This is a genomic window from Pseudomonas sp. BT76 TE3572 (genome assembly GCF_050435365.1).
GTDB lineage: Bacteria > Pseudomonadota > Gammaproteobacteria > Pseudomonadales > Pseudomonadaceae > Aquipseudomonas > Aquipseudomonas fluorescens_W.
In genome coordinates this window covers 617,149-641,499 of the sequence record NZ_JBNDKE010000001.1, presented here as the reverse complement: position 1 = coordinate 641,499, position 24,351 = coordinate 617,149, and the positions used below count along the sequence as shown (strand labels likewise).

Below are 24,351 nucleotides of genomic sequence, written 5' to 3'. Positions count from 1 at the left end.
ACCTCAATGGTTTTACCCCTTGCTCGATTGGGGTATCGCTATACGGCTACTGGTCTTGACCTCGCGTAACGACAAACTGGACTGGATGGAGGCAATACCCACCTGACGCCTGAGTACCTGCTCGATAAAGTCGCTGTAGCTATCTAGATCCTCTGCCAGCACTTGCAGCACGTAATCGGCATCCCCGGTGATCTTGTGACAGGACAACACTTCGGGCAATTGCGCAATCACCGCCTCGAAGGCGTCCGGAGCGTGATCGGCGTGGGTGGAAAAACGGATGTGCACGAACGCCATGATATCGAGCCCCAGCATTCGTCGATCAAGGTTCGCCTGATAGCCCTTGATTACGCCCGCCTCCTCCATTCGCTTACGCCGCCGCCAGCAAGGCGTCAGGCTCAACGACAGCCGCTCACTGAGCTCGGCATTGGAAATACTCGCGTCCTCCTGCAGCAACGCGAGAATCGCCAGGTCGGTGTCGTCGAGACTGATGCGCTTGGATGATTTTTTCTGCATTACGCAATTCCTGAGTAAGAATTCCCGAATAATCTAGTAAACCACGAAAACAAAGCAAAGAAAGTGCCTCCCAGCCGGAACAGAATATTTGCACTGGCTCACATCAACGGATGCGCACAATGTTTACAGTTTTCAGTGATTCTCACCGTTTGCACCACGGCACCGAATTGAAAGACGGCGTACTCAAGCCGTCCTTCGAACAGCCCAGCCGAGCCGATACCGTCCATCATCGGGTCAAACAGGTAGGACTTGGCCAGGTCATCGAGCCGCGAGCATTCGACAGGTCGTGTTATGTCAACGCGCACAGCGAGCGCTATGTAGCCTTTCTGGAAAACGCCTGGTCTGAATGGAGCGCAACCGGACGCACCCACGATGCCTTGCCGCTGGTATGGCCGGTGCGCGATCTGGCCAACGAGCAAGTGCCGACTTTCATCGACGGCAAGCTGGGTTACTACGCCATGGATGCCGGCTCCCCCATTACCGCCACCACTTGGCAAGCAGTAAAAACCAGTGCCGATATCGCGCTGACTGCACTGGCGCTGATCGATGAAGGCCACGACAGTGCCTTTGCCCTGTGCCGTCCGCCCGGCCATCACGCCGCGCGTGAATACATGGGCGGCTATTGCTATCTGAACAACGCAGCCATTGCCGCACAGCAGGCCATTACCCAAGGCGCCAAACGAGTCGCCGTACTGGACGTCGACTTTCATCATGGCAACGGTACCCAGAACATTTTCTACGGGCGCAGTGACGTCATGTTTGCCTCGCTGCACGGCGAACCGACGGTGTCTTATCCCTACTACTCAGGCTACAGCCACGAAGTCGGCGCTGGCCACGGCGAAGGTTACAACCTGAACTATCCACTGGCGAAGAACACCACTTGGGAAAGCTACCGCAACGCCTTGCTCCACGCCTGCAAGAAACTCCAGCAATTTGCCCCTGAAGTGCTGGTTATTTCACTGGGCGTCGACACGTTCAAGGACGACCCCATCAGCCACTTCTTGCTGGAAAGCGAAGACTTCATCGGCATCGGCGAGCTGATAGCGGGCGTGGGCTGCCCCACCCTGTTTGTGATGGAAGGCGGCTACATGGTCGATGAAATCGGGATCAATGCAGTCAACGTGCTGCATGGCTACGAGAGCAAGCGTGCCTGAGTCATCCCCTTGAATCGCAGCGCTTGAACTATTAAATCGGAGAATAAAAACATGACTCTTTTTATAGACGTCGATCATGCCGCACGCCTGTTCGCCAAGGTGGGAATCCGCCGGGCTATCCGCGAAATGGCGGCTTACATCGAAGCGGACTATTCACGCTGGGCGCAGTTTGATAAGTCTCCCCGTACCGCCAATCATTCGGCCGACGGTGTGATCGAGTTGATGCCGACCGACGATGGCCAGCAGTACTCGTTCAAATACGTGAATGGTCACCCGGACAACGGTCAAAGGAATTTGCTGACGGTCATGGCCTTCGGTGTCCTGGCCGATGTCCACAGTGGCTATCCAACCTTGCTCAGTGAACTGACGCTGACCACCGCCGTGCGCACTGCCGCAACCTCTGCCTTGGTCGCGAAGTCCCTGGCGCGCCCCGGTGCAAGCTCAATGGCAATCATCGGCAATGGCGCCCAGAGCGAATTTCAGGCCCTCGCCTTCCACGAAATGCTGTCCATCAAGCAAATCCGCATTTTCGACATTGATCGCGACGCTTCACTCAAGTTGAAGCACAACCTGTCCGCATTTCCGGATATCGAGGTGATTCTGGCCAACTCGGTACAGGAAGCGGTCAAGGGCGCGCACATCGTCACCACCGTTACCGCAGACAAAGCCTATGCAACGATTCTGACGCCCGAGATGATCGAGCCCGGCATGCATATCAATGCCGTCGGCGGTGACTGCCCGGGGAAAACCGAACTGCACGCCGAGATCCTGCGCAATGCCCGAGTCATCGTTGAGTTTGAGCCTCAAACCCGGATTGAAGGCGATATTCAACAACTGGAGCCTGACTTTCCGGTCGTAGAGTTCTTTCGGATTGTTCTGGGCGAGGCACTGGGCCGCGAGAACGACGCACAGGTCACCGTTTTCGATTCGGTGGGCTTTGCCCTGGAAGACTTTTCGTCACTGCGCTACGTGCACGACCTGGCGCTAGAGCATGCCATCGGTGAGCGCATCCATCTGGTGCCGACGCCTGCCAACATAAAAAATCTCTACCAACTGCTTGGGCAGCAACCAGCAGTTCTCTCGCGCCTGCGCACAGTCAGCTGATAGCCATAGCTGATGCCCCGGAACAAGGTGCCAACGGACCACGCACCTTGTTCGTTGAGGAGAAACTCCGAGGCCTGCAAACCTCCACCGTCAGTAGCCGTTGCATCTCTAACAAGAACGCAAGACCCACTTTCTGCCAAAACTCAAAAACATAAAATCAAGAGGTTTTGTAATGAAATCGACTCCGTCCGAGCGGGTTGAACAGCCCGCGCTGCAGCGCACGCTCAGCAATCGTCACATTCAATTAATGGCCATGGGAGGTGCCATCGGTACAGGCCTGTTCATGGGCTCCGGGAAGATCATTGCCCTCTCAGGCACGTCGATCATCCTCATTTATATGATCATCGGGATGTTCGTCTACTTCGTCATGCGCGCCATGGGCGAACTGTTGCTGTCCAACTTGAACTTCAAAACCTTCGCGGATTTTGCCGGTGCCTACCTTGGCCCGCGAGCGGCATTTTTCCTCGGCTGGTCGTACTGGCTGAGCTGGAGCGTCGCGGTGGTGGGCGATGCCGTGGTGGTCGGCGGATTCTTTCAGTACTGGTTCCCCGATGTACCCGCCTGGATCCCGGCCATCGGTATGCTGATGACGCTGTTCGCACTAAACGTGCTGACCGTCAGGCTTTTCGGTGAAGTGGAGTTCTGGTTCGCAATCATCAAGATCATTGCCGTCGTCACCCTGATTGGCGTCAGCATCGTGATGATTGCCAGCTCCTTTGTATCACCTAGTGGCGTTACTGCATCCCTGAACCACCTGCTGGATAAACAGGCAGCCTTCCCCAACGGCCTGTTTGGTTTCTTTGCCGGATTCCAGATGGCAATCTTCTCCTTTGCCGGCACTGAGCTGATCGGTACCGCAGCCGCCGAAACCCGTTCCCCCGAGAAGACCCTGCCAAAAGCCATCAACTCGATTCCGCTGCGAATCATCCTGTTTTATGTGCTGGCACTGGCCTGCATTATTGCAGTGACTTCCTGGCAACAGGTTTCGCCCAACAAAAGCCCTTTCGTCGAACTGTTCCTGGTTGCAGGGTTTCCCGCAGCAGCAGGTATCGTCAACTTTGTGGTGCTGACGTCTGCCGCCTCATCGGCCAACAGTGGCGTATTTTCATCCAGTCGCATGCTGTTTGGACTGGCCAGTCACGACAATGCGCCTGGGATTTTTCGGCGTTTGTCGGGTAATAGCGTGCCTCTGCTAAGCCTGGCGTTTACCACACTGTTGATGCTGGTGGGTGTACTGCTGCTGTTCATCGTTCCGGAGGTCATGACAGCGTTTACCATCGTCTCTACCGTGTCGGCGATCCTGGTGATTTTCACTTGGTCGACCATCCTCGCGTCGTACATTGCCTATCGCAAAAGCCGACCCGACCTGCATGCGCAATCGACCTACAAGATGCCTGGCGGCGTGCCGATGGCCTGGTTCTCCCTGGCGTTCCTGGGATTTGTTCTCTGCCTGCTGGCATTAAGACCTGACACTCGTATTGCCTTGCTGGTCATGCCAGGGTGGTTTATCTGGTTGGCAATTGCTTATCAGCTGACCCATTCCAGAAAGCTGAAATCCGCTGCGGGTTCGGCAAATCAGTACAGCTGATGTTCATCTGCCGCCTCCAGGTGCCGATGCAGTGAAACGCGCTTGAGCAACGTGGCGTTTGTGGGGCGCCTGCAGGTTGAAGAGCGGCAAGCGAAGGCCGTCAGATTTTACTGACGGCCCACTCTGCGGATGAACAATTCGCTCAGTACAGCGCGCTGCGTTGCGAAGGGGCTATCCGTTACTCAATCGACCAGAAGTGAGGATCTCCTCAAGAAAATCGATGAACACATTGATGCGACTGGAACCCCGGTGATTGGGCAAATACAGCGCATTGATGCAACTACTCGCACTGCCGGGATTGACTTCGTAATGCTCCAACAAACGTGTCAGCCGGCCTGCGGCGACATCGTCGCGCACCAGCCAGTCGGCCAGAAGGGTCACCCCGCCCCCAGCGATTGCCGCTTCGCGCAGGATGTCGGCATTGTTACTTTGCAGGCGGCCGTGCACGTTGAGCTGGATAGTTTGCTCGTCGCCCTGGAACGTCCAGTGATGATGCGAACCACCGTAATCGAAGCGCAGGCATTGGTGCTCGAGCAAGTCACGGGGATGACACGGCGCCGCGTGACGGCTCAGGTAATCCGGGCTGGCCACCACCCAGCGCTGGAAGGCCCCTACCCGTTTACTGACGATGTCCTCACTGACCACCGACGATCCGAGACGCACGGACACATCAATCTGCTCGCTCAACAGGTCACTGACCTGATCGCTCAACGACACGCTTATTTCCAGTCCAGGATGACGCTCAAGCAATCGGCCTAGATGCGGCGCGATGATCCGCCGACCAAACTCGACGGGGACGCTGATCCGCAGGCGTCCTTGCACCTCGCTGCCGCGGTCGGCGACCACGGCATCGGCTTCATCGATGGCCTCGAGGATGGCCACGGCCTTTTCGAAATAGGTTTGCCCGGCGACGGTCACGCTGGTGTTGCGTGTCGTGCGGTTGAGCAGACTGGCGCCCAGCTCGTTTTCCAGTCCCGCCACCTGGCGAGTGACCGAAGACGTCGAGATGCCGAGTTTGCGCGCCGCGGAGGAGTAACCGCCGCAACGTACGGTTTCAACAAACATCTTCAGTGCCAGCAACTTGTCCATAAGCGGAGCCCGGTCGAAAAGGAACGGTGATGATTGTGCATCACCGTTCGCCAGCCGTCTTGTACGACCGTGCTTCACCGGACTCCCCTGCGCCTGGCGCTCAGGCATTGGCCTTGCGACCCAGGAACATCGTCAGGGCCAGAGCCGGGAGCAATGCCACCGACACAGCAGACAGGCTCCAGCCGAAGTGTTCGTAGAGCGGGCTCGCCACCAGCGATCCCAAGGCACCGCCAACGAATATGCTGGTCATGTACACGGCATTGAGTCGTGCCCGGCTATGCGGGTCGATGGCGTACACCTCGCGTTGTCCCAGCACCATGTTCAGTTGCACGGCGAAATCCAGCAGCACCGCACACACCACCAGCCACAGGTAGCTGCTGCCGGGCAGCGCAGCGATCAACAATGAAACTGGTGCCAGCAGCAGTGCGACCAGTGTTCCGCGGCGGCTGTGACCGGCGTCGGCCAAGCGTCCGGCAATCGGCGCAGCGACTGCACCTACTGCTCCGACCAGAGCAAAAATCGCCACCTGCGCCTGGCTGAAACCGTGGTGACGCATCAGCTCAATCGGCGCGAGGGTCCAGAACAGGCTGAAGCTGGCGAACAACAACCCCTGATACATCGAACGTTGACGCAGCACCGGGTGGCGACGGGCAAGGGCAAACACCGAGCCGATCAACGCGACGTAAGTCGCCTGATGAGTCGGCACGCGGCGCGGCAGCGCAATCGCGGTGATCAGGGCTATGACGGCCATGAGTGCCGCTGCGCTGAAAAACACGCCGCGCCAGCCGAACACGTCCACCAGCAGGCTGGACAGCGGACGCGACAACAGAATGCCCAGCAGCAGCCCGCTCATGATATTTCCCACCACGCGGCCACGCGTTGCTTCAGGCGTCAGGTGCGCTGCCAGTGGCACCAGAATCTGCACCGCGACTGAAGTCAGGCCGATCAGCAATGAAAAAACGAGGAACATGGACGGCGAGTGCGTCAACCCGGCACACAACAGCGTAACGCTCGCCGCGAGGGTGAAGCCCACGACCAGACGCCGGTTTTCCATCAGGTCGGCCAGCGGCACCAGCAACAGCAGGCCCAACGCATAACCAAACTGTGTGAGTGAAACGATCAGGCTGGCATTGGCGCTGGACAGGCCGATCTGCGGCGCGATCAATTCGACAATCGGCTGGGCGTAATAGAGGTTGGCCACGACCGCGCCGCAGCAGAACGCCAGGAACGCGACCATCAGGCCGGAGAGTGAAGCAGGCTGTTCGGCCTTGGCCGCTGCTGCGGGGTTACCCGTGAGCATCATGACACCTCGTTGAGTTCGGGAAAGTGGTGGCAAGGCTAAGGGCACGGGTCGACGCAGAGAATCCATCCCCCAGGCAATGGAGTGATGCGCCATCCGCAACGATTCCGGTGTTGCTGTTGGCGCAATGCGCTATTGCGCGACTTGGCAATACTGCGGTGCTTGCGCCTTCTCTACCCTTGGGCACTTGGCGCAGGGCTCTCCATCAGCGCCCTTCCCAGGCTGCTCAAGGAGCTGTTCATGACCTCGAATCCATCATCAATGCCCACCGCGAGTCTCTCGCGCTTCCAATCCTCATGAAGGGCAACTTCCTGAGATCCAGGCCCCTATGGATCAGCGCGGCCGTCCTCGCTTCGATAGGCGCAATCGGCGGGGCGATGCTGATGTGGCGCCCGGCGATAGCGTCCATTGAGCGCCCGCGAGCGTTCGATTCCGCGCAATTGCAGCGCGGTGCGCGGGTTGTCGAGGCTGGCGATTGTGCGGTGTGCCATACGCGTCCCGGCGGTCAATACATGGCGGGCGGGCTGGCGCTGGTGACGCCGTTCGGCACGCTCTACAGCACCAACCTCACGCCCGATCCGCAGACCGGTATTGGCCAATGGTCACTGCCGGCGTTCGAGCGCGCGATGCGTGAAGGGGTCTCCCGCGATGGCCATTTCCTGTACCCCGCCTTCCCGTACGTTCACTACCGTCGCATGACCGCGGGTGACATTGCCGACGCGTATGCGTACTTGATGAGCGGCCCTGCCGTCGACTCGCCGGCCATGCAAAACCGCATGAATTTCCCGATGAACATCCGGCCGTTGGTGTCGTTCTGGAATCTGCTGTTCCTGCATGCAAAGCCGCTGACGCCTGTGGCGCAGCAATCTGAGGCGTGGAATCGCGGGCGTTATCTGGTTGAAGGGCCTGGCCACTGCGCGGGCTGCCATTCACCGCTGAACCTGATCGGTGCCGAGAAGTCCGGTAAAAGCCTGGCGGGCGGTGCCGTGGATGGCTGGGAAGCGCCTTCGTTGCTCGGCATGGCCCGTCGCGCAAACGCGTGGAGTAGCGATCAGTTGGTGAGCTACCTGCGAGCGGAAGTGGTGGACGGACACGGCACCGCTGCTGGCCCGATGCGCCCGGTCAGCCTCAGTCTGGCTCGCTTGCCAGTCAGTGACGCAGAAGCGATTGCTGAGTATTTGCTGAGCCTGCAAACCAAAGCTGCGATCACCGAAAACCAACCCGGCGCTGCGAGCGTTGAGCCCTCAGATCCGGCCAGTGGCGCCCAGCTGTTCGCCAGCGCCTGCGCCGGTTGTCATGCCCCGGCAGCGCCGATGCGCGAAATCGACGGGCGTCCGGCGCTGGATCGCACGTCGGCGCTGCAAGCCCCGAGCGCGCGCAATTTTCTTAAAACGGTGCTCGAAGGCGTGCCGGCAACTCCGGGCGTGCCCGGACCGATCATGCCGCCGTTTGCCGCCAGCCTGGACAACGTTCAACTCACAGCCCTGGCGTCATACCTGCGCCAGCAAGCCAGACCTGACCAACCCTGGACAGGCCTTTCTTCCACTATTGAAGCGATACGTCAGGAGAAGAAATGACCCCCGTTACGCTCAACGTCAACGGCTCGGCCCAAGCCTTGGAGCTGGAACCTGACATGCCGCTGCTCTATGCGCTGCGCAATCATCTGGGGCTGAACGGCGCCAAGTACGGGTGTGGTTTGGGGCAGTGCGGCGCCTGTACGGTCATCGTCGATGACAAGCCTGTCTTTTCGTGCGTGACGCCCTGCGCGGGCCTTGAAGGCAAAAAGGTTCGAACGGTTGAAAGCCTCGGTACCGCCGAGCGTCCCGGCCCTTTGCAAAAAGCTTTTATCGACAAACAGGCGGCCCAGTGCGGCTACTGCATCGCCGGCATGTTGATGCGCGCGCAGTCATTGCTGGAAAGCAATCCGCACCCGGACGAACAGACCATTCGCGAGTACATGGCAGGCAACCTGTGTCGTTGCGGCACGCACCTGCGGATTATCGAGGCAATCAGCCTGGTGGCCAGGCAACACGGGAGCGCGCTATGACGGTGGTTAAAGAGGTCGATCACAGTCGCCGCGCTTTCTTGCGTGGAGGCGCCTTGCTGGTGGCGTTTACCCTGGTGCCGGTAGCGCGGCGTGCATGGGCGGACACCGAAGTCGATACGCTTGGCACAGTGGTGCTGGCGCCGGATCTACCCGGCAGTCTGCGCACCAATCCCTACCTCGATGCGTGGATCCGCGTGGGTCCTGAAGGCATCACCGTCTACACCGGCAAGGTCGAATTGGGCACCGGCGTCAAAACTGCCTTGCTGCAAATTGCCGCTGAACGTCTGGAGGTTTCCCCGACAGCGATCAACTTGCTCACCGCCGACACGGCGCTGACGCCCAACGAAGGCTACACCGCCGGCAGTCACAGTATTTTCGACAGCGGCACCGCGTTGTTCAACGCGGCGGCGCAGGTGCGCGAGTTACTGCTTCAGTCAGCCGGGCGCAGCTGGGAGGTTGCGCCGGCACTGTTGACGACTCAGGAGGGCATCATTCACGGCCCCACCGGACAACAAATGTCCTACGCCGACGCCGTCAAAAAAGTCGACCTGCACCTCTTCGCCAAGTCCGAATCGCCGATGATGCCTGCGACGCAATTCAAGCTGATCGGCCATTCGCTGCAACGGCTGGATATTCCGGCAAAAGTCAGCGGCGGCCCCGCGTTTGTTCAAGACATTCGGCTGCCGGGCATGCTGCACGCTCGGGTCATTCGCCCTCCTCGTCCCGGCTGCACGCTGGAAGCCTTCGACGTGGAGTTGATCAAAACGTTGCCTGGGGTTGTGCAGGTGATTCGCGACGGCAATTACCTTGCCGTATTAGCACATGATGAATGGCAAGCAATCAAAGCCATGCGCAGCGGATATGAAACAGCGCGCTGGAGCGGCGGACAAGCCATACCCGAGTCACGGAACATTCACGGATTGCTCGAACGCCTCCCTTCGCGCCGCTATCCGATCAGCCATGAGGGCACGCCACAGGTCGCGACCGACAGCAGCTATCGAGCGCGCATTACCAAGCAATATTTGATGCACGGATCCATCGGCCCATCCTGCGCCGTGGCCTGGTTCAAGGACGGCACCCTCACCGTCTGGACCCACACCCAAGGCGTGTATCCGCTGCGCGCCGGGATCGCCGAAATGCTGCAGCTACCTCCAGACCGCGTTCGCTGCATCCACACCGAAGGCTCCGGTTGTTATGGCCACAACGGCGCAGACGATGCGGCGGCCGACGCGGCGTTGATTGCCATACGAATACCGGGCACGCCAGTGCGGGTGCAGTGGATGCGCGAGCAGGAAAATCTCTGGGAGCCCTACAGCTCGGCGATGGTGACCGAAGTGCAAGCCAATCTTGATGCGCAAGGTCGATTGCAGGACTGGAGCTATGAACTGTGGACCACGCCGCATAACGAACGCATCGTCAATGCGGGCCGGTTGCTGCCTGCGCGACTACTGGCCCGACCGTTCACCTCCGCGCCTTCGGTGCCCATCGCTCAACCTGAAGGCGACGGTGATCGCAATGCCGTGCCGCTGTACACGTTGGCCTCCACTCGCATCGACATGAACTTCGTCACTGAGATGCCGTTTCGCACCTCAGCCATGCGCTCGCTGGGTGCGCATATCAATATCTTCGCGATCGAAGCTTGCATCGATGAGCTTGCCGCCAAGGCCGAGGTCGATCCGGTTGCCTTGCGCCTTGCCCATCTGGCGGATCCCCGGGCACGGGCCGTGGTGGAGCGGGTTCGCGACACCATTAACTGGCCGCAAAAAAGCAGCGAGCCTGGCGCGGGCATCGGCTTCGCGTTTGCCCGCTACAAAAACATCATGGGCTATTGCGCGATTGCGGTGCGTCTTCAGGTACATCCGCAGACTGGCGAAGTGCAGATCGATCATGTTGTCACGGCGGTGGATGTCGGGCAGATCGTCAATCCCGATGGCCTGCGCAACCAGGTGGAAGGCGGGATCGTTCAGTCCACCAGTTGGACGCTGTATGAAAAAGTCGCCTATGACGCCGGGGGTATTCGCAGCTACGACTGGAGTGGCTACCCGATCCTGCGCTTTTCGCAGCTGCCTGAAAAGGTCGACGTTCATCTGCTCGACCAACCGGGACAACCGTTTCTCGGCGCCGCCGAAATCGTCCAGGGACCAATGGCCGCGGCCATCGGCAATGCCGTGGCGAGCGCCACCGGCCGGCGCTGGTTGAACCTTCCTCTGACCCGCTCGGAGCAACCGTCCTGACCTGCGCAGCGTTGCGCTTTACGCAATGCAGTGTGCTGGTTTTTACGGATTATCAAGCGGCATCCCGCGGATTAACTTACGGCCATCCGATGCCTGACCAAACGTCCGACGCCGCCCTGCTTCCTCTTTTCGAATACTGGAGAACACCTCATGACGCAGCACCTGTTCCAACCCATCGCATTAGGCCCCTACACGCTTGCGCACCGAGTAGCGATGGCCCCGTTGACACGCTCTCGCGCCGGGCAACCGGGCGATATTCCAACGGCGATGAATGCCGAGTATTACCGCCAGCGTGCGAGCGCCGCGTTGATCATTACCGAGGCGACGCAGATTTCCCGGCAGGGCCAGGGCTATGCCTGGACGCCGGGAATCTACAGCGATGAGCAGGTACAAGCCTGGCGTGAAGTCAGCACCCAAGTGCACGAGGCCGGCGGTCTGATCTTCATGCAACTCTGGCACGTGGGCCGCGTGTCGCACCCCAGTTTTCAACCTGACAACGCACTCCCGGTTGCCCCGAGCGCATTACCCGTGCCGGGCAAGACGTTCATCGTCGACACGGATGGCAACGGTGTCTGGGGTGATGTGCCGGTGCCGCGAGCACTGCAGACCTCAGAGATCGCGGACATCATCAGCGATTACCGCCGGGCCGCTCGCAATGCGCTGAACGCCGGAATGGATGGCGTGGAAATTCATGCGGGCAACGGTTATCTGCTGGACCAGTTCATCAACAGCAACAGTAACCAGCGCGAGGATGCTTACGGCGGCAGCCTGGAAAACCGTGCACGCCTGTTATTGGAAGTGGTGGCGGCCGTAGTCGATGAAGTAGGCGCAGAGCGCGTGGGCGTGCGCCTCACGCCGATGGGACGCTTCATGGGCATGGGCGATGAGACACCGCAAGCGACGTTCGGCCACATCGTGCACTCGTTGAACCAATGGACGCTGGCCTACTTGCACCTCGTCGAGCCAGCCGTCGTCGGCACCGTCAAGGACGAGAACTTCGATCCGCGCTGGGATGAAATCATCGGCCAATTGCGTGCGGCGTGGGACGGCGTGTTGATGATCGCCGGTGGCTACGACCCTGAGACGGCGGAACAGGCCCTGATCGACGGCCGCGCGGACATCATTGCTTTCGGCAGACCGTTTCTGGCAAACCCTGATCTGCCACGGCGAATTCGCGACGGGTTGTCGCTCAATACGCCGGATCCGAGCACCTTTTTTGGTGGCGATCAGCGTGGATACGTGGATTACCCGGTTCATTCCTGACTTGGGTTCAATGACATTGACCGGGCTGCAAGTTGGCCGTCACCGTGGCGGCTAACTTCATCTCGGCCCGCAAAGTTCGCGGATCTGACGCTTAGTCCTGGCCATCGCACATGAACACACGCTAAAGCGGTGTGGCCATGGGTTTCATAATTCTTAAGGCTTGCTTAAGGACTTTAAAGGTCGCCGGCGGACAGACTTTCCCTAACGATCAGGAGAGCTGCCATGAACCCGCAATCGGTGAATTCAGACCATTCATGTGAACTTGCGCGACCGCTGGGCGCCCTGTCCAGCTGGCAAGAGCGCCGCGCCAAGGAACTGATGCTGCGTGATATGGGCAGCTGCGTTCGGATCAGCGAGATTGCCGAACACTGCAACCTGTCGCGCAGCCATTTTTCCCGGGCGTTCAAAAAGGGTACCGGCCACTCGCCACAAGGCTGGCTGATGAGGATGAAAATCGAAAAAGCCAAAAACCTGCTGATCACCTCGATGCCGATCACCGACGTCGTCTATGAATGCGGTTTCGCGGACCACTCGCATTTCACCCACACCTTTAGCCGCCTGGAAGGGATGACACCCAAGGCCTGGCGGCGGGCCGTTGATCACGTGATCACAAACCGACGTCCCAACACGCCCATGATTGATCGGGACATATCCGACAGGAGAATTCCCGATAGCGTGGTCAACGGATTGAGACAACCTCGCGCGCAGGCGCTGCACGCGTGAACTGATCGACTGATAGAACGAACTCCTCCCTTTTGGCCGCTCATGCGGCCTTTTTTTATCCAACGCTGGCGGCCGAGACCGGCAGATTGAAACAGATCCTGGCACCCTGCTCGCTGTCCTGGACCACCAGCGTCCCGCCGTGCGCGCCGATCACCGACTTGCAGATAGCCAGCCCCATTCCCATGCCGCTGCCTTTGGTGGTGTAGAACGCATCGAAGATTTGCTCGCGCTGTTGTGCGCCAATTCCCGGCCCGTTGTCCTGGAAGCAGACTTGAACATGATCGTCCTTGACCGCTGAGCCGATGATGATGCGTCCTTCTGGCAACCCGGCTCCGGCGATGGCATCCAGCGCATTGGTGATCAGGTTGAACACCACTTGCTGGATCTGCACCGCATCGACCCAAACCGGGCATTGCGCATCAAGCCGGGTTTGCAGTTGTACGTTGCGGTTTGCCAGATCGGTGGCGGTCAGGCGCACGACCTCACCGATCAGCTCGTCGATCTGCACCGGAAGCCGTTGCAACGGCGCTTGTTTGGCGAGCGCGCGAAGCGCTTGAACAATGTCGGCAGCACGGGCGCTGTCTGAGCGAATGTCTTCCAGCCCCTGAATCGCCTCTTCCAGATCGGGCTGGTCGCGTTTAAGCCAGCGCAGGCTCGCCGAGGCGTTTGACAAGATGCCCAGCAGCGGCTGGCTGATTTCATGGGCAATCGAAGCAGACAGTTCGCCCATGACTTTAAGGTGCGAGCTACGCGCCAGTTCTGCCCGGGAACTGCGCAGGTCCGCTTCCATTTGCGCTCGCAGCTGGGTGTCCTCGACCAGCCGCGCGTACAGCCGGGCGGTTTGCAGTGATACGGCGGCCTGGGAGGCTAGAATTTCCAGCATGGTCAGGCGCTCGGCGCTGAACAGCTTGGGGACCAGGCTGTTTTCGAGGTAGACCAGACCGATCAATGTGCCTTGTCTGAGCAACGGCAGGCACAACATGGAACGCGTCTGGCGCTGTAGAAGGTCGGCGCTGTAGGCCTCGGGGCAATCTGCCCGGGCATCGTCGAGCACCAGAGTGTTGCGGGTGCGCATGCTGGTGTTGAGCACCGAGGTCGGCGCCATCTGTTCGAGCGGCTGCCCGCTGTCCAGCGCGACCCGCACGTTTCCGGCCTCGACAGAAGCGGTTGCCGCGAGTTGCAGCTCGGCGCCGCTGACGATCATCAGAGCGCCATGATCAGCACCCGCCTGAATCATCAGGTGGTTCATCAGGGTTTCGACCAGTCGTTCCAGCAATACCTCTTGTGAAAGTGCGCGCGCCGCCTCGATTCCCACTTCAAGATCAAGGCGGACCTGGGTCACAGGCCGGACAGGTTCGAACGACGACTCTGCGCTCAGAAACGGGTGCAAGGCTTCCAGCTGGCGGGCCTTGCCTTTGGCCCCCCAGAGGTTGTAACCGTCGCGCGCGACGCGCAGGTGGTGATTGGCACCCGACACCAGTCCGTTTGGTAAGCAGATCTCAGCCAGCTGTTCATGGGCCAGCGCCTGCTCGTGGATGAAACCGGCCGCCGCCGCAGCGATCTGGGACTGATCAAAGCAGCGGATAGCAACCAGTTCCTGACCGCGCAAACGGGCGATGACCCCTTCGATCAGTAGCAATTTGTTGCGGAAGGTTGTCGGGTTGAGCTCGACCCATGGCAGAAACCGCAGACGTTGCCGCTCGAGTTGTTCCAGTTTTTCGGCCACCTCCCCCGGTGCCTGCGCACTGCCCAGCGCCAGGCTGTAGAACAGGTAGTAATCGGCGAGATTGATGTGCGCCGGAATGGACCAGGCCAGCGCGGCCGCCTCTTCGAAACGCCGCAATGCGTAAGGGATATCGCCGAAATGAAACGCAGACATGCCTGAATACAGCCACGTCCAGAACAGCGTCGGCTGTGACACGCTGGTGCGGTCGATGGGGCCGAAACGGTCATGTTCAGTGCCGTCCAGTTCGGTCAGCGGCCGGTGCTGACGCCCATCGCGCAGATCGCTGGCGTACGCCTGTTGCGCCAGCAGGATGCGTTCGATGTCGATGTAGTGAAACTGACGCACCCAGGCCAGGCCATGCTCCAGCTCGTTCAACACTCCTTGCAAGGGTTCGCCCATGAACAACAGGTCGGAGCCGATGTGGTTGCAGGCATAACAGGACATACCCAGGTCGCCGCCGGCCTGACCGCACTCGAATGCTGCGAACGCCTTCTGTCGGGCGTACGCCATCGGTCGGGTCCACGGGCTGACTTGATCAAGCGCCACCAGCGTACCTGTTCGTCCGGCTTCGTAGCCGTGTTTGTCAGTGAGTTCAAGGGCCACTTCGGCGAAGGACTGCCCGTCCACATACTCGCCATAGCGCTCGGCAATCATCACGCCAAACCAGGCAAACCCGTAACCGCTGCTCGGCGTGGTGCCATGCATCAACGTAAGTTCGACCATTTTCGCCAAATGCAGAAAACGAATGTCGTCGTCGACGAAGAACGAGGAAATCAACGTGCTGAGCAACTCCATGGCCACTTCGACAGGCGGGTCATCGGCCTTGGGCAAATGCACCAGATCGGCGATGCGGCGCGCGCCCACAAGTGTGCGTACCTGGGCAAACGCGAGGCTCAGCTGTTCGTGCGATGGCTTGCGCTGCAGGGGAATATCCAGCAGGGCCAGCCCGGTCAGCGCCTCGGTTATCGCGCCCTCGTAATCGGAGTGCAACGTGCGCAAGGTGGCCCGTAACCGATAGGTTTTCGCGCGGTCGAGCGCTGTGGTGGCGTGATTCAGGCAGTCGTCGAGGCGGTGTTGGGCGTTGGCCAGATCGGCCAGCAACATGTCGCATTCGGCAGCCAGCCATTGGGTGGCGAACGCCTGAGTGTAAAGGCTCGACCACCCCGTCTGCCCGAGCAGACGCTCGGCCGTGCTCAGATAGCCCACGGCCTGCTCGACTGCGGCGGTGTCCCTGGCGCGTTCGGCGGCTTCGACCAACAGCTCGACGAACGCGGCGCGGCGATGCGCCTCCGGTTCATCGGCGTCAATGCGCTGAATCTGGCTGGCGACTTCAAATACTCGCTCATGGCTCTGCGCGCCCCACTGATCAAGCATGGCGGCGGCAATACGGGCATGCTCGGCGGCGCGTCCCACTGGTGCAGCCAGCTGACAGGCGGCCTCAAGTACACGGTCGTGGGGAAACACCAGTTGCTCGCGCTCGCGTAACAGAAATCCGGCATCGACCAGGCTTTGCACATCACGGTTGATCTGTTGCGGATCACATGGCAACAGCCGGTGCAGCAGCGACTCATCACAGCGCCCGCCGATGTATCCGGCCGTGCGCAACACCTCGCGTTCCATCGGCGTCAGCCGTTCGAGTCGCTGCACCATTAAGTCCGCGACGTTATCGGCGTAGCGATAACCGTCCACCTCCCCCTGGTTCCAGACCCAGCGGCGACCGTGCACGTCGAAGCACACCAGACGTTCATCGATCAACGCGCGCAACACCTGGCTGACGAAAAGAGGGTTGCCGGCCGTCTTGTAGTGCACGACTGGCGCGAGCGACTCGATAGCCTCGGGGTCGGTGTCCAGTTCAGCGGCAATCAGCTCCGCGACTGCTGGCACCGACAGTGGACCCAGCATGATGCTTGCACAGGGTAACGATTGCCCATGCTCCAACACCTGCAGCAACCCACCCTCACGCTGGAGGGACTGCGATTCGGCCTCACGGTACGCCAGAATGAGCGCCAGATGCCGGGGTGGCCGGGCGATGAAGGCTTGCAAGAACGACAGCGTCGAATCGTCGGCCCACTGAACGTCATCGACGAATAGCACCAGGGGTCGTCCCGGCTGAGCGAAGACTTCCAAAACATCGAGTAGCGTTTGATTGGCGCGATCAAGCGCGTGCCGGGCCGGCATGTTCGGCAGTTCAGGCGCGACACCGATGACCAGTTCGGCCTCGGGCGCCAGCTCCGCCAGGAGTTTGCCCCGCCCCTTGAGGCGTTCAATCAATTGCTCGCCCAGCGTCTCCAGTTCCAGAGCCGGCTTGCCCAGCAATTGGGTCATCAGCGACTTGAAGATCTCCGCCAAGGGCGCGTAGGGAATTTCTTGCTGCAGCAGATTGCTCTTGCCGCTGGCCCAGTAGCCGGGCGCCAGAGGCCGGACACCCTGGTGGATCAGCGTCGACTTGCCGGCACCCGGCGCGCCACCGACCAGCAGGACCCGGGCGATGCCATCGCTGCGCACCTGACTTATCTGCTCGATCAACTGCGTGCGTTCGGCCTCTCGACCAAACAGAACATCGCCGCGGGCCACAGAAGGCAACGCATCGAAGGCACCCAGCCGAAACCCATCGATGCGCTCGTGTTCCCGCCACTGCTGTTGGCACCAGGCCAGATCCGCGGCCATCGACTCTGCGCGCTGATAGCGGGCACCCGGTTCCTTCGCCAAGCCTTTGAGCAGCACTTGGCAGATGCCTTCCGGCAGATCGGCAACATGGATTGCCGGTGATTGCGGTTGCACGGCGGCGTGCACGTGCAGCCATTGCGAGGGGTCGCGGGCGGTGAGCGGCAGTCGGCCGGTCAGCGCTTGATAGAGGATGACGCTCAGGGTGTAAATATCGCTGCGCGCGTCAAAACTGGCGGCATCACGCCGTACCTGTTCGGGCGCCAGGTACGGCCATTGTTCCAGGCCGGGCAACTCAACGGTGAGCGTCTCTGCGGTATGACTGTGAAAACCCAGGAGTCTGACCGAATCGGCGGTTTCCACCATCAAGTGGTGGGGCAGCAGGCTGGCATGTCGCAAACCCGTTTTCTGGGCGCTGGCCAGCGCGTTGGCCGCCGCCACGGCGATGGCCAGCAAGCGCTCCAGCGGCAGCGTGGTGTCACCGACCAGGTCCATCAGCGGCGTCCCCGATGCGGGATAGATCAACAAGGGCCCCTCGGCCGAGCGGATGAACGCGACAGGGGCAATCGCCCAGGCCGGATCCAGGCGCAGATGAAAATCGCGCTCCAGCCGCTGGCACGTGGCGGGCAGTTGAATCGGTGCCCGGGCGGCAAGCCAGTGTGTGCCCGACGGCGGGTCCTGAAGCGTGAACCAGGTCAGGTCGTTTTCCCGGCGCAGCATGGAGAAGGTGCAGCGTTCCAGCCAGGCTTCATCGTGGACGACATCAAGACTGCGGGCACCGGATGTTGAGAGAGGACGGCTGGACATGAGCAATCACCGCTGAAGATTCGTTTCGGGCTGGGCCCTGGAGTATACGCAAGGCTCTGGCCCGACGGCTGCATGCGGGCAATCCTGTCCGTCATCAGCACCATGATGGCTGTCGTAATGCCCCGTAGCCGATGGTTTTTTCGCACTGAAATCACGGTGTGTTATCCCTCGGGATAATTGCATTATGCGAGGCCGTCCCCTAGCGTGTAGCCCTGATGAATCGATGCTCCGGCGTCACTCTCCGTCCACGCAGTGCAGAGGAACGCATGATCCGACTCGGCCAAGCCACTATTTCCCTGGAGCGGCGCGAAGCCTTTCTTGATGGACGGCCGCTGCGAGTCGGGGGCCGCGCGTTCGAAATCCTCTCGGTGCTGATGCGGGCCGATGGCCGGATTGTCAGTAAAGATGAATTGATCACACAGGTCTGGCCCGACACCGTCGTCGAGGAAAACAATCTGCAGGTGCAGATCTCCTCACTGCGCAAGTTGTTCGGAGAAAAAGAACTCATCCAGACGGTCCCGCGCCGAGGTTACCGACTATTGAAAGAACGTGAACCGCCCCTGCCCCTGTTCCATCCGGTGGCACTGGGCCCTTTGGCGTCCGAGGATCAGGAGACGATCAATCCTGACAGCGTGCCGGTGTTCATCGTCGACGATGAAGCGTCCGTACGTACAGCACTCAGCCGACTGCTGCGGGCCGAAGGCATCGCGCACCGGATATTCGCCTCGGCCGAAGAATTGCTCAACGCGGACCTCGACGTCGGCCCCGCTTGCCTGTTGCTTGACGTCAGTCTGCCCGAGGCGACAGGCCTGGAACTGCAATCGGCGCTCGGACAGCGCGGGCATCCGTGGCCGGTCATTTTCATGACCGGTTTCGGCACCATCTCGATGTCGGTGCAGGCCATGAAAGCAGGGGCGGTCGAATTCCTTACCAAACCATTCAACGACGACCAGTTGTTGGACACCCTGCGCGCCACCCGTCAACGTGCAGCGACGGCGTTCGAGCAATGGCAACGCATACAAAGCGCCCGTCAAAGGGCCGCCCTGTTGACCCCCCGTGAGCGTGAAGTGCTGCCGCTGATCGTCGCGGGTCTGTCCAACAAGCACATCGCCAACCAGCTGGGCACCAGTGAAGTCACCGCCAAGGTCCATCGCAAACACATCATGGAGAAGATGCAGACGCGCTCGCTGGTCAATCTGGTCAAGCTGTATGGCTTGATCAGCACGGAGCCAGCGTTTGGCATGCAGGGCTCTTCATGACTATGGAGACTGGCTGCGCCCCCCCTGAATCATCCCGTAGCGCCATGATCATCGTCTGCATCGTGGACGACGATTCGTCCGTACGCAAAAGCCTGGCCAACCTGCTCCGGTCGGCCGGATACCGTTCTCGGGTGTTCGCCTCGGGCGAGGAATTCCTGGCCCTCGAAAACTTCGATGATGTTGCCTGCCTGCTGTTGGATCTGAAAATGAACGGCCTCTCAGGGCTGGACGTCATGCGCGCGCTGACGCTCAAGGGCAGAAAATTTCCAGTGATTTGCATGTCGGCACACTGGGATGAAGCCACACTGGCCGAATCCAGCCGCTATGAGCCCATCGAATGCTTGCGTAAACCCTTCAGCGGCGATGTCTTGCTGAGCGCCGTCGAGTTTGCGCTGCAATGTGAGCGATGAACAATCACGCATTGGACGGCGATTGCGGCGTATCAGGATTGAGTTGCTGACGCCTGAATTGCCCAGGTGGCTGGCCATGGATCTGGCGAAAGCGCCGGGAGAAATAAGCCTCGTCAGCGAAACCGCACAACCGCGCCACCTCCCCCACCGGTCGTGTCCCATTGAGCAAATAATTGCGTGCCGCGTGCATCCTGCGCTCGAGCACCAGCTCAGTGAAGGTCTTGCCGATTTCCTTGCGCAACCAGTGCGTCAGATACGTCGGTGACAAGTAAGTCGCAGCAGCCACCTTGATCAGGTTGAGGTCGGGGTCGGCGATGTTCTTGCGCAAGTATTCCGACATCCTGCTCAGCGCATCGCGTCGGCTGACTTCGGCGGCATTCTCTTCGGCCAACCGTTTGAGCGGCTCGGCATACAAGGCACAAACGCTCCCCACCAGTTGCAGCAACAACCCCTTGAGCATCTCGCGAGTGCCGAACTGACGGTTTTCATCGAGCACACGCATCTGTTCGATCAGGGCACAGACTTTGCTGAAATCTTCATCGGCCAGAATGAAATCCAGATGCTCCTGAAAACGGAACGGCGATAACTCCGGGGCCAGGAGAATCGAGACTTCCTCCAGATCCATTGGGTCGCACTGCAAATGCGGCAGCAGGAAGGTCTGGGAAAAATTGATCACCATGAAATTGCTGTCGGCCGGATGCGGAATCACGTGCACGCGATGCGGCAGGATGAAGGCCAGCGTATTGCGCGGAAACGGACGTTCGACGTTGCCGATGTGCTGCACGGTATCGCCACCGAGGTTGACCTGGATCTGGAAATACTCATGGCGATGCGGGCTGGTTTCGGCGCGCCGCCCCTTTTTGTCGCGGATGTAAAAGTCCGTCAATTCGCTGCGTTGCTGCATGACGTAAGTGGGCACTCGATCGGGTGACGACATCGCCTGGGATTCCTCGACTGGTACATGGACAGGTTGTCGTCGCGCCGGGATGCAAGCGGCGACCGCGGTGATTGTGAAGGCAGACACCGTTGGCTTCAACACGTCATAGGATGACAACGAAATACAGAGAATTAATTGTATCCGTGTGCGATGTGTCGTCTGTCCAAAAAACAACGAGCACCAAAAAATAATTAATCCATTAAAAACATCTACTTACGAAACAAATAAAGCATAACGAAGGAAATTAGCTGAATTGGTTTTTCTTGGACACCTGCATTAATCGCCTTTTCCAGAAGAAAAAACGATCTAACGCCTCCGTTGATTTTGAGAGGTTGTACGACCACTGTAACAACCAATGCAGCCCGCCCCTCCCAAAAACAATCAAAAGGTGCGCACGTGATGAACCTGTTTTTCCCCCTCGCCAACCCTCCCCCGATCGAGCCGATCCAAAGGCGTATCTGAGCGCCTGACAGCGACTGTCCGCGCCTCTCATTCAAGTAGCGATTGCTCTGCCCCGACACTCGGGGCATCGGCTTCGGCTGCGCGCGAACATCTCGATTCTTCTAACAATAAAAAGGTCTACTCATGTCGAACTCGCAAACCTCTCCGTCCACCGCGCCGTCGGTGAGCGCCGGCGCCCGGGACGCCCTGTTGCCACAGCGACTGCCGACGCGTCGGCGCTGGTTCATGCTGTCGTTGCTGCTGATTGCGACCATCATCAACTACATCGACCGCGTGAACATCTCGATTGCCGCACCGTTCATGGCCAAGGACCTGGGCCTGGACAAGATCGAAATGGGCCTGATCTTTTCCGCGTTTGCCTGGACCTACGCACTTGCCTTGGTCCCGGCCGGGTTCATTGCCGATCGCTTCGGTTCCCGGTTCACTTACGGGGTGTCGCTGATCAGTTGGTCGACGGTCACCGTGTGCCAAGGCTTTGCCACAGGATTCGCTTCGCTGTTCGGGCTGCGACTGGCCGTCGGTGCCATGGAAGCTCCTGCGTTTCCGGCCAACAGCCGCGCGGTCACGGTGTGGTTCCCGGCCCGCGAACGAGGCCTGGCCAGCAGCATTTACGTGTGCGGCCAATATCTGGGCACGGCACTGTTTACCGGCGCGCTGTTATGGCTGGCGACGACCTATGACTGGCGCCATGTTTTCTACAGCACCGGGATTCTCGGGATTGTATTCGGTGTGATCTGGCTGTACCTGTACCGCGATCCGCTGAGCTGCAAGAACGTCAGCCAGGAAGAACTGAAGTACATCGAAGCCGGGGGTGGCCTGGTCAAGAGCAGTCAGGAGCGCACCCGGTTCAACTGGCGGCAGATCGCCGAGCTGTTCAGCTATCGGCAGATCTGGGCGATTTGCATTGGCAAGTTCGCCAGCACCTCGGCGTTGTACTTCTTCCTGACCTGGTTCCCGACCTACCTGATCGAAGAACGCAAGCTGACCATGATCAAGGCCGGGATCTTCGCGGTGCTGCCGTTCGTGGGCGCAACGGTCGGCATTTTGCTCGCTGGCATCGTCTCTGACTTGCTGATACGCCGTGGTTACTCAATGTCCTTCGCTCGCAAGTTGCCATTGGTGGTCGGGTCGATGCTGGGCATGTCGATTGTGCTGGTGAATTTCACCGACTCGAACGTGATCTGCATCGCCGTACTGACCATAGCCTTCTTCGCCCAGGGAATCGCTTCGTCGTCGTGGGCGGCCGTATCGGAAGTCGCGCCCAAGGAACTGATCGGCCTGACCGGCGGGGTCACCAGCCTGGCCGCAAACATCGGCGGGATCGTCACCCCGATTGTGATTGGCGGCATCGTCCACGCGACAGGCTCGTTTGCCTACGCCTTCTGGTTCATTGGGGGCGTAGCGCTCATGGGCACCTTGTCCTATTCGTTGCTGCTCGGTCGCTTGTATCGCATCGAACTCAAGGTGCGCTGAGCCAAGAAACCGTTTTTCTCCAACACGAGGCGGCATTCGTCCAACTTCGCAAAAGATTGCCGCCGTACGCTGACGCTTCTAACAGGACGACTACAAAAATGACGATGACTGAGTATGTGTTTACCCCGGATCTACCCGTGACCTTGCCGGTTGCCGGCAGCCAGCAGCGCTTTCCCGTTGGCCGGGTATTTTGCGTCGGCCGCAATTACCCTTGGCCAGACACCCAAGGCCAGTCTCGCCAGCCGCCAGTGTTCTTCATGAAACCGGCGAGCAACGTGGTGGATGCGGCGGGTGAAGTGACTTTCCCGCCGTTGACCGAAGAGTTTGTCCACGAAATCGAATTGGTCGTGGCCATCGGTGAAGGCGGCGCCAATATTCCGGAGAGTCAGGCGCTGGCCTATGTCTGGGGCTATGCCGTCGGTCTTGACCTGACCCGTCGTGATGTCCAGCGCGCGGCCAAAAGCAATGGCTTGCCGTGGGAAGGTGCCAAGGTGTTCGACGGCGCCGCGCCGATGACCGCCATCGTGCCAGTGACTCGCGCCGGACACCCGGACGGCGAGTTGTGGCTGAACGTCAACGGCGAAGAACGCCAACGCGACAGCCTCGACAGCCAGATCTGGTCAGTCAGTGAAATCATCAGCCGCATCTCGCAATCGGTAGCGCTGCGGGCCGGTGACTTGATCATGACCGGCAGCCCGGCAGGCGTCGATGTGCTGCAACCGGGCGACATCATTAACGCGGGGATCGACGGCATCGGCCAACTGGAAATGCGCGTCGGTCAGCGACCTTGAACACGGCATACACCCTCGTGAATTGAAAAGGAGATAACAACATGTCTAACACTCTTCCTTTAAAAGTAGCCTTGGTCACCGGCGCCGGTAGCGGAATCGGCCGCGCCGTGGCGCTGGCTCTGATGGCCGACGGATTCACCCTGGTATTGGCCGGACGTCGGCCGGAGCCGTTGCAGGCCTTGGTGGAATTGGCGCTCAGCGAAGGACACGAAGCGCTGGCGGTGCCCACTGATGTGCGCGACCCGACCAGTGTCGATGCGCTGTTTGCCACCATCACCGAGGTATACGGACGCCTCGACGTGGTGTTCAACAACGCCGGGGTCAACGCCCCTGCCGTGCCGCTTGATGAGCTGACGTTCGAGCAGTGGCGAAACGTGATCGACACCAACCTCAACGGCGTTTTCCTCTGCGCTCGTGGTGCCTTCGCACTGATGCGCCGGCAACAGCCACAGGGCGGACGCATCATCAATAACGGCTCGATCTCGGCGCATACCCCACGCCCCTTCAGCAGCGCCTACACCGCCAGCAAACACGCGGTGCTGGGACTGACCAAATCCCTGGCCCTGGACGGGCGCGAATTCAACATCGCCTGCAGCCAGATCGACATCGGCAACGCCCTGACCGAAATGTCGGTGCGCATGACCAAAGGCGTGCGCCAGGCCAACGGCACCATCGCCGTGGAGCCGATGGTGGACGTCAAGCATGTGGCCGATGCCGTGCGTTACATCGCCGGCCTGCCGTTGGAGGCGAACGTCCTGAACATGACCGTCATGGCCAGTGCCATGCCGTTTGCCGGTCGCGGTTAAA

Annotated in this window: 18 protein-coding genes; 13 read left to right on the top strand and 5 right to left on the bottom strand. The window is 60.0% G+C overall.

The genetic code is table 11. From position 1 onward, the window contains the following. Positions 1-12: 12 nt before the first annotated feature. Positions 13-513: an Lrp/AsnC family transcriptional regulator gene (locus ABH912_RS02980; protein WP_033060801.1), complete on the bottom strand. Its 501-nt coding sequence runs from the start codon at positions 511-513 to the stop codon at positions 13-15. 119 nt (positions 514-632) lie between these two features. On the opposite strand from ABH912_RS02980, the gene ABH912_RS02975 reads away from it, so the two are divergent. The 3 genes from ABH912_RS02975 (at position 633) to ABH912_RS02965 (ending at position 4,359) form a co-directional block, all read left to right on the top strand. Next, complete coding sequence (locus ABH912_RS02975) at positions 633-1,667, top strand: histone deacetylase family protein (RefSeq protein ID WP_429509575.1); 1,035 nt, start codon at positions 633-635, stop codon at positions 1,665-1,667. A 51-nt stretch (positions 1,668-1,718) separates the two neighbouring features. Beyond that, positions 1,719-2,771: an ornithine cyclodeaminase gene (locus tag ABH912_RS02970; RefSeq protein WP_429509574.1), complete on the top strand. Its 1,053-nt coding sequence runs from the start codon at positions 1,719-1,721 to the stop codon at positions 2,769-2,771. A 172-nt stretch (positions 2,772-2,943) separates the two neighbouring features. Continuing rightward, complete coding sequence (locus ABH912_RS02965; protein ID WP_033060796.1) at positions 2,944-4,359, top strand: amino acid permease; 1,416 nt, start codon at positions 2,944-2,946, stop codon at positions 4,357-4,359. Between the two features lie 171 nt (positions 4,360-4,530). Here the strand turns inward: ABH912_RS02965 and ABH912_RS02960 are convergent, their stop codons facing one another. Beyond that, positions 4,531-5,448: a LysR family transcriptional regulator gene (locus ABH912_RS02960; protein WP_033060795.1), complete on the bottom strand. Its 918-nt coding sequence runs from the start codon at positions 5,446-5,448 to the stop codon at positions 4,531-4,533. 100 nt (positions 5,449-5,548) lie between these two features. Continuing rightward, on the bottom strand, positions 5,549-6,748 hold the full coding sequence (locus ABH912_RS02955; protein WP_429513019.1) for an MFS transporter: 1,200 nt from the start codon (positions 6,746-6,748) through the stop codon (positions 5,549-5,551). A 377-nt stretch (positions 6,749-7,125) separates the two neighbouring features. On the opposite strand from ABH912_RS02955, the gene ABH912_RS02950 reads away from it, so the two are divergent. The 5 genes from ABH912_RS02950 to ABH912_RS02930 all read left to right on the top strand — a co-directional run bounded on the left by ABH912_RS02950 (position 7,126) and on the right by ABH912_RS02930 (position 13,015). Then, complete coding sequence (locus ABH912_RS02950; RefSeq protein WP_231670577.1) at positions 7,126-8,325, top strand: c-type cytochrome; 1,200 nt, start codon at positions 7,126-7,128, stop codon at positions 8,323-8,325. Further along, positions 8,322-8,795 (top strand): (2Fe-2S)-binding protein, encoded by a 474-nt coding sequence (locus ABH912_RS02945; protein ID WP_429509573.1) that lies wholly within the window; start codon positions 8,322-8,324, stop codon positions 8,793-8,795. The genes ABH912_RS02950 and ABH912_RS02945 overlap by 4 nt, the downstream gene beginning before the upstream one ends. Continuing rightward, positions 8,792-11,029: a molybdopterin cofactor-binding domain-containing protein gene (locus ABH912_RS02940; protein ID WP_429509572.1), complete on the top strand. Its 2,238-nt coding sequence runs from the start codon at positions 8,792-8,794 to the stop codon at positions 11,027-11,029. Before ABH912_RS02945 ends, ABH912_RS02940 begins: the two co-directional genes overlap by 4 nt. A gap of 150 nt (positions 11,030-11,179) precedes the next feature. Next, positions 11,180-12,292, top strand: a complete 1,113-nt coding sequence (locus ABH912_RS02935; RefSeq protein WP_429509571.1) for an alkene reductase — start codon at positions 11,180-11,182, stop codon at positions 12,290-12,292. Positions 12,293-12,514: 222 nt separating this feature from the next. Continuing rightward, positions 12,515-13,015, top strand: a complete 501-nt coding sequence (locus tag ABH912_RS02930) for a helix-turn-helix transcriptional regulator (RefSeq protein WP_033060789.1) — start codon at positions 12,515-12,517, stop codon at positions 13,013-13,015. Positions 13,016-13,070: 55 nt separating this feature from the next. Here the strand turns inward: ABH912_RS02930 and ABH912_RS02925 are convergent, their stop codons facing one another. After that, on the bottom strand, positions 13,071-18,125 hold the full coding sequence (locus ABH912_RS02925; protein WP_429513017.1) for a trifunctional serine/threonine-protein kinase/ATP-binding protein/sensor histidine kinase: 5,055 nt from the start codon (positions 18,123-18,125) through the stop codon (positions 13,071-13,073). 353 nt (positions 18,126-18,478) lie between these two features. Between ABH912_RS02925 and ABH912_RS02920 the strand changes: the two genes are divergently transcribed. Together ABH912_RS02920 and ABH912_RS02915 are read left to right on the top strand one after the other, a co-directional pair. Further along, the gene (locus ABH912_RS02920; protein WP_429509570.1) at positions 18,479-19,471 is read left to right on the top strand and encodes a response regulator; all 993 of its coding nucleotides are present in this window, start codon (positions 18,479-18,481) and stop codon (positions 19,469-19,471) included. Positions 19,472-19,515: 44 nt separating this feature from the next. Continuing rightward, positions 19,516-19,881 (top strand): response regulator transcription factor, encoded by a 366-nt coding sequence (locus ABH912_RS02915; protein WP_429513016.1) that lies wholly within the window; start codon positions 19,516-19,518, stop codon positions 19,879-19,881. Positions 19,882-19,885: 4 nt separating this feature from the next. On the opposite strand, the gene ABH912_RS02910 is transcribed toward ABH912_RS02915, so the two are convergent. Beyond that, on the bottom strand, positions 19,886-20,818 hold the full coding sequence (locus ABH912_RS02910) for a helix-turn-helix transcriptional regulator (RefSeq protein WP_033060783.1): 933 nt from the start codon (positions 20,816-20,818) through the stop codon (positions 19,886-19,888). A gap of 585 nt (positions 20,819-21,403) precedes the next feature. Here ABH912_RS02910 and ABH912_RS02905 point away from each other — a divergent pair. The 3 genes from ABH912_RS02905 to ABH912_RS02895 all read left to right on the top strand — a co-directional run bounded on the left by ABH912_RS02905 (position 21,404) and on the right by ABH912_RS02895 (position 24,350). Next, a complete protein-coding gene (locus tag ABH912_RS02905) occupies positions 21,404-22,753 on the top strand; it encodes an MFS transporter (protein WP_429509569.1) in 1,350 nt (449 codons plus the stop codon). Between the two features lie 98 nt (positions 22,754-22,851). Further along, complete coding sequence (locus ABH912_RS02900) at positions 22,852-23,544, top strand: fumarylacetoacetate hydrolase family protein (RefSeq protein WP_429509568.1); 693 nt, start codon at positions 22,852-22,854, stop codon at positions 23,542-23,544. A 41-nt stretch (positions 23,545-23,585) separates the two neighbouring features. Then, on the top strand, positions 23,586-24,350 hold the full coding sequence (locus ABH912_RS02895; RefSeq protein WP_429509567.1) for an SDR family oxidoreductase: 765 nt from the start codon (positions 23,586-23,588) through the stop codon (positions 24,348-24,350). The last annotated feature ends 1 nt before the right edge of the window (position 24,351 follow it).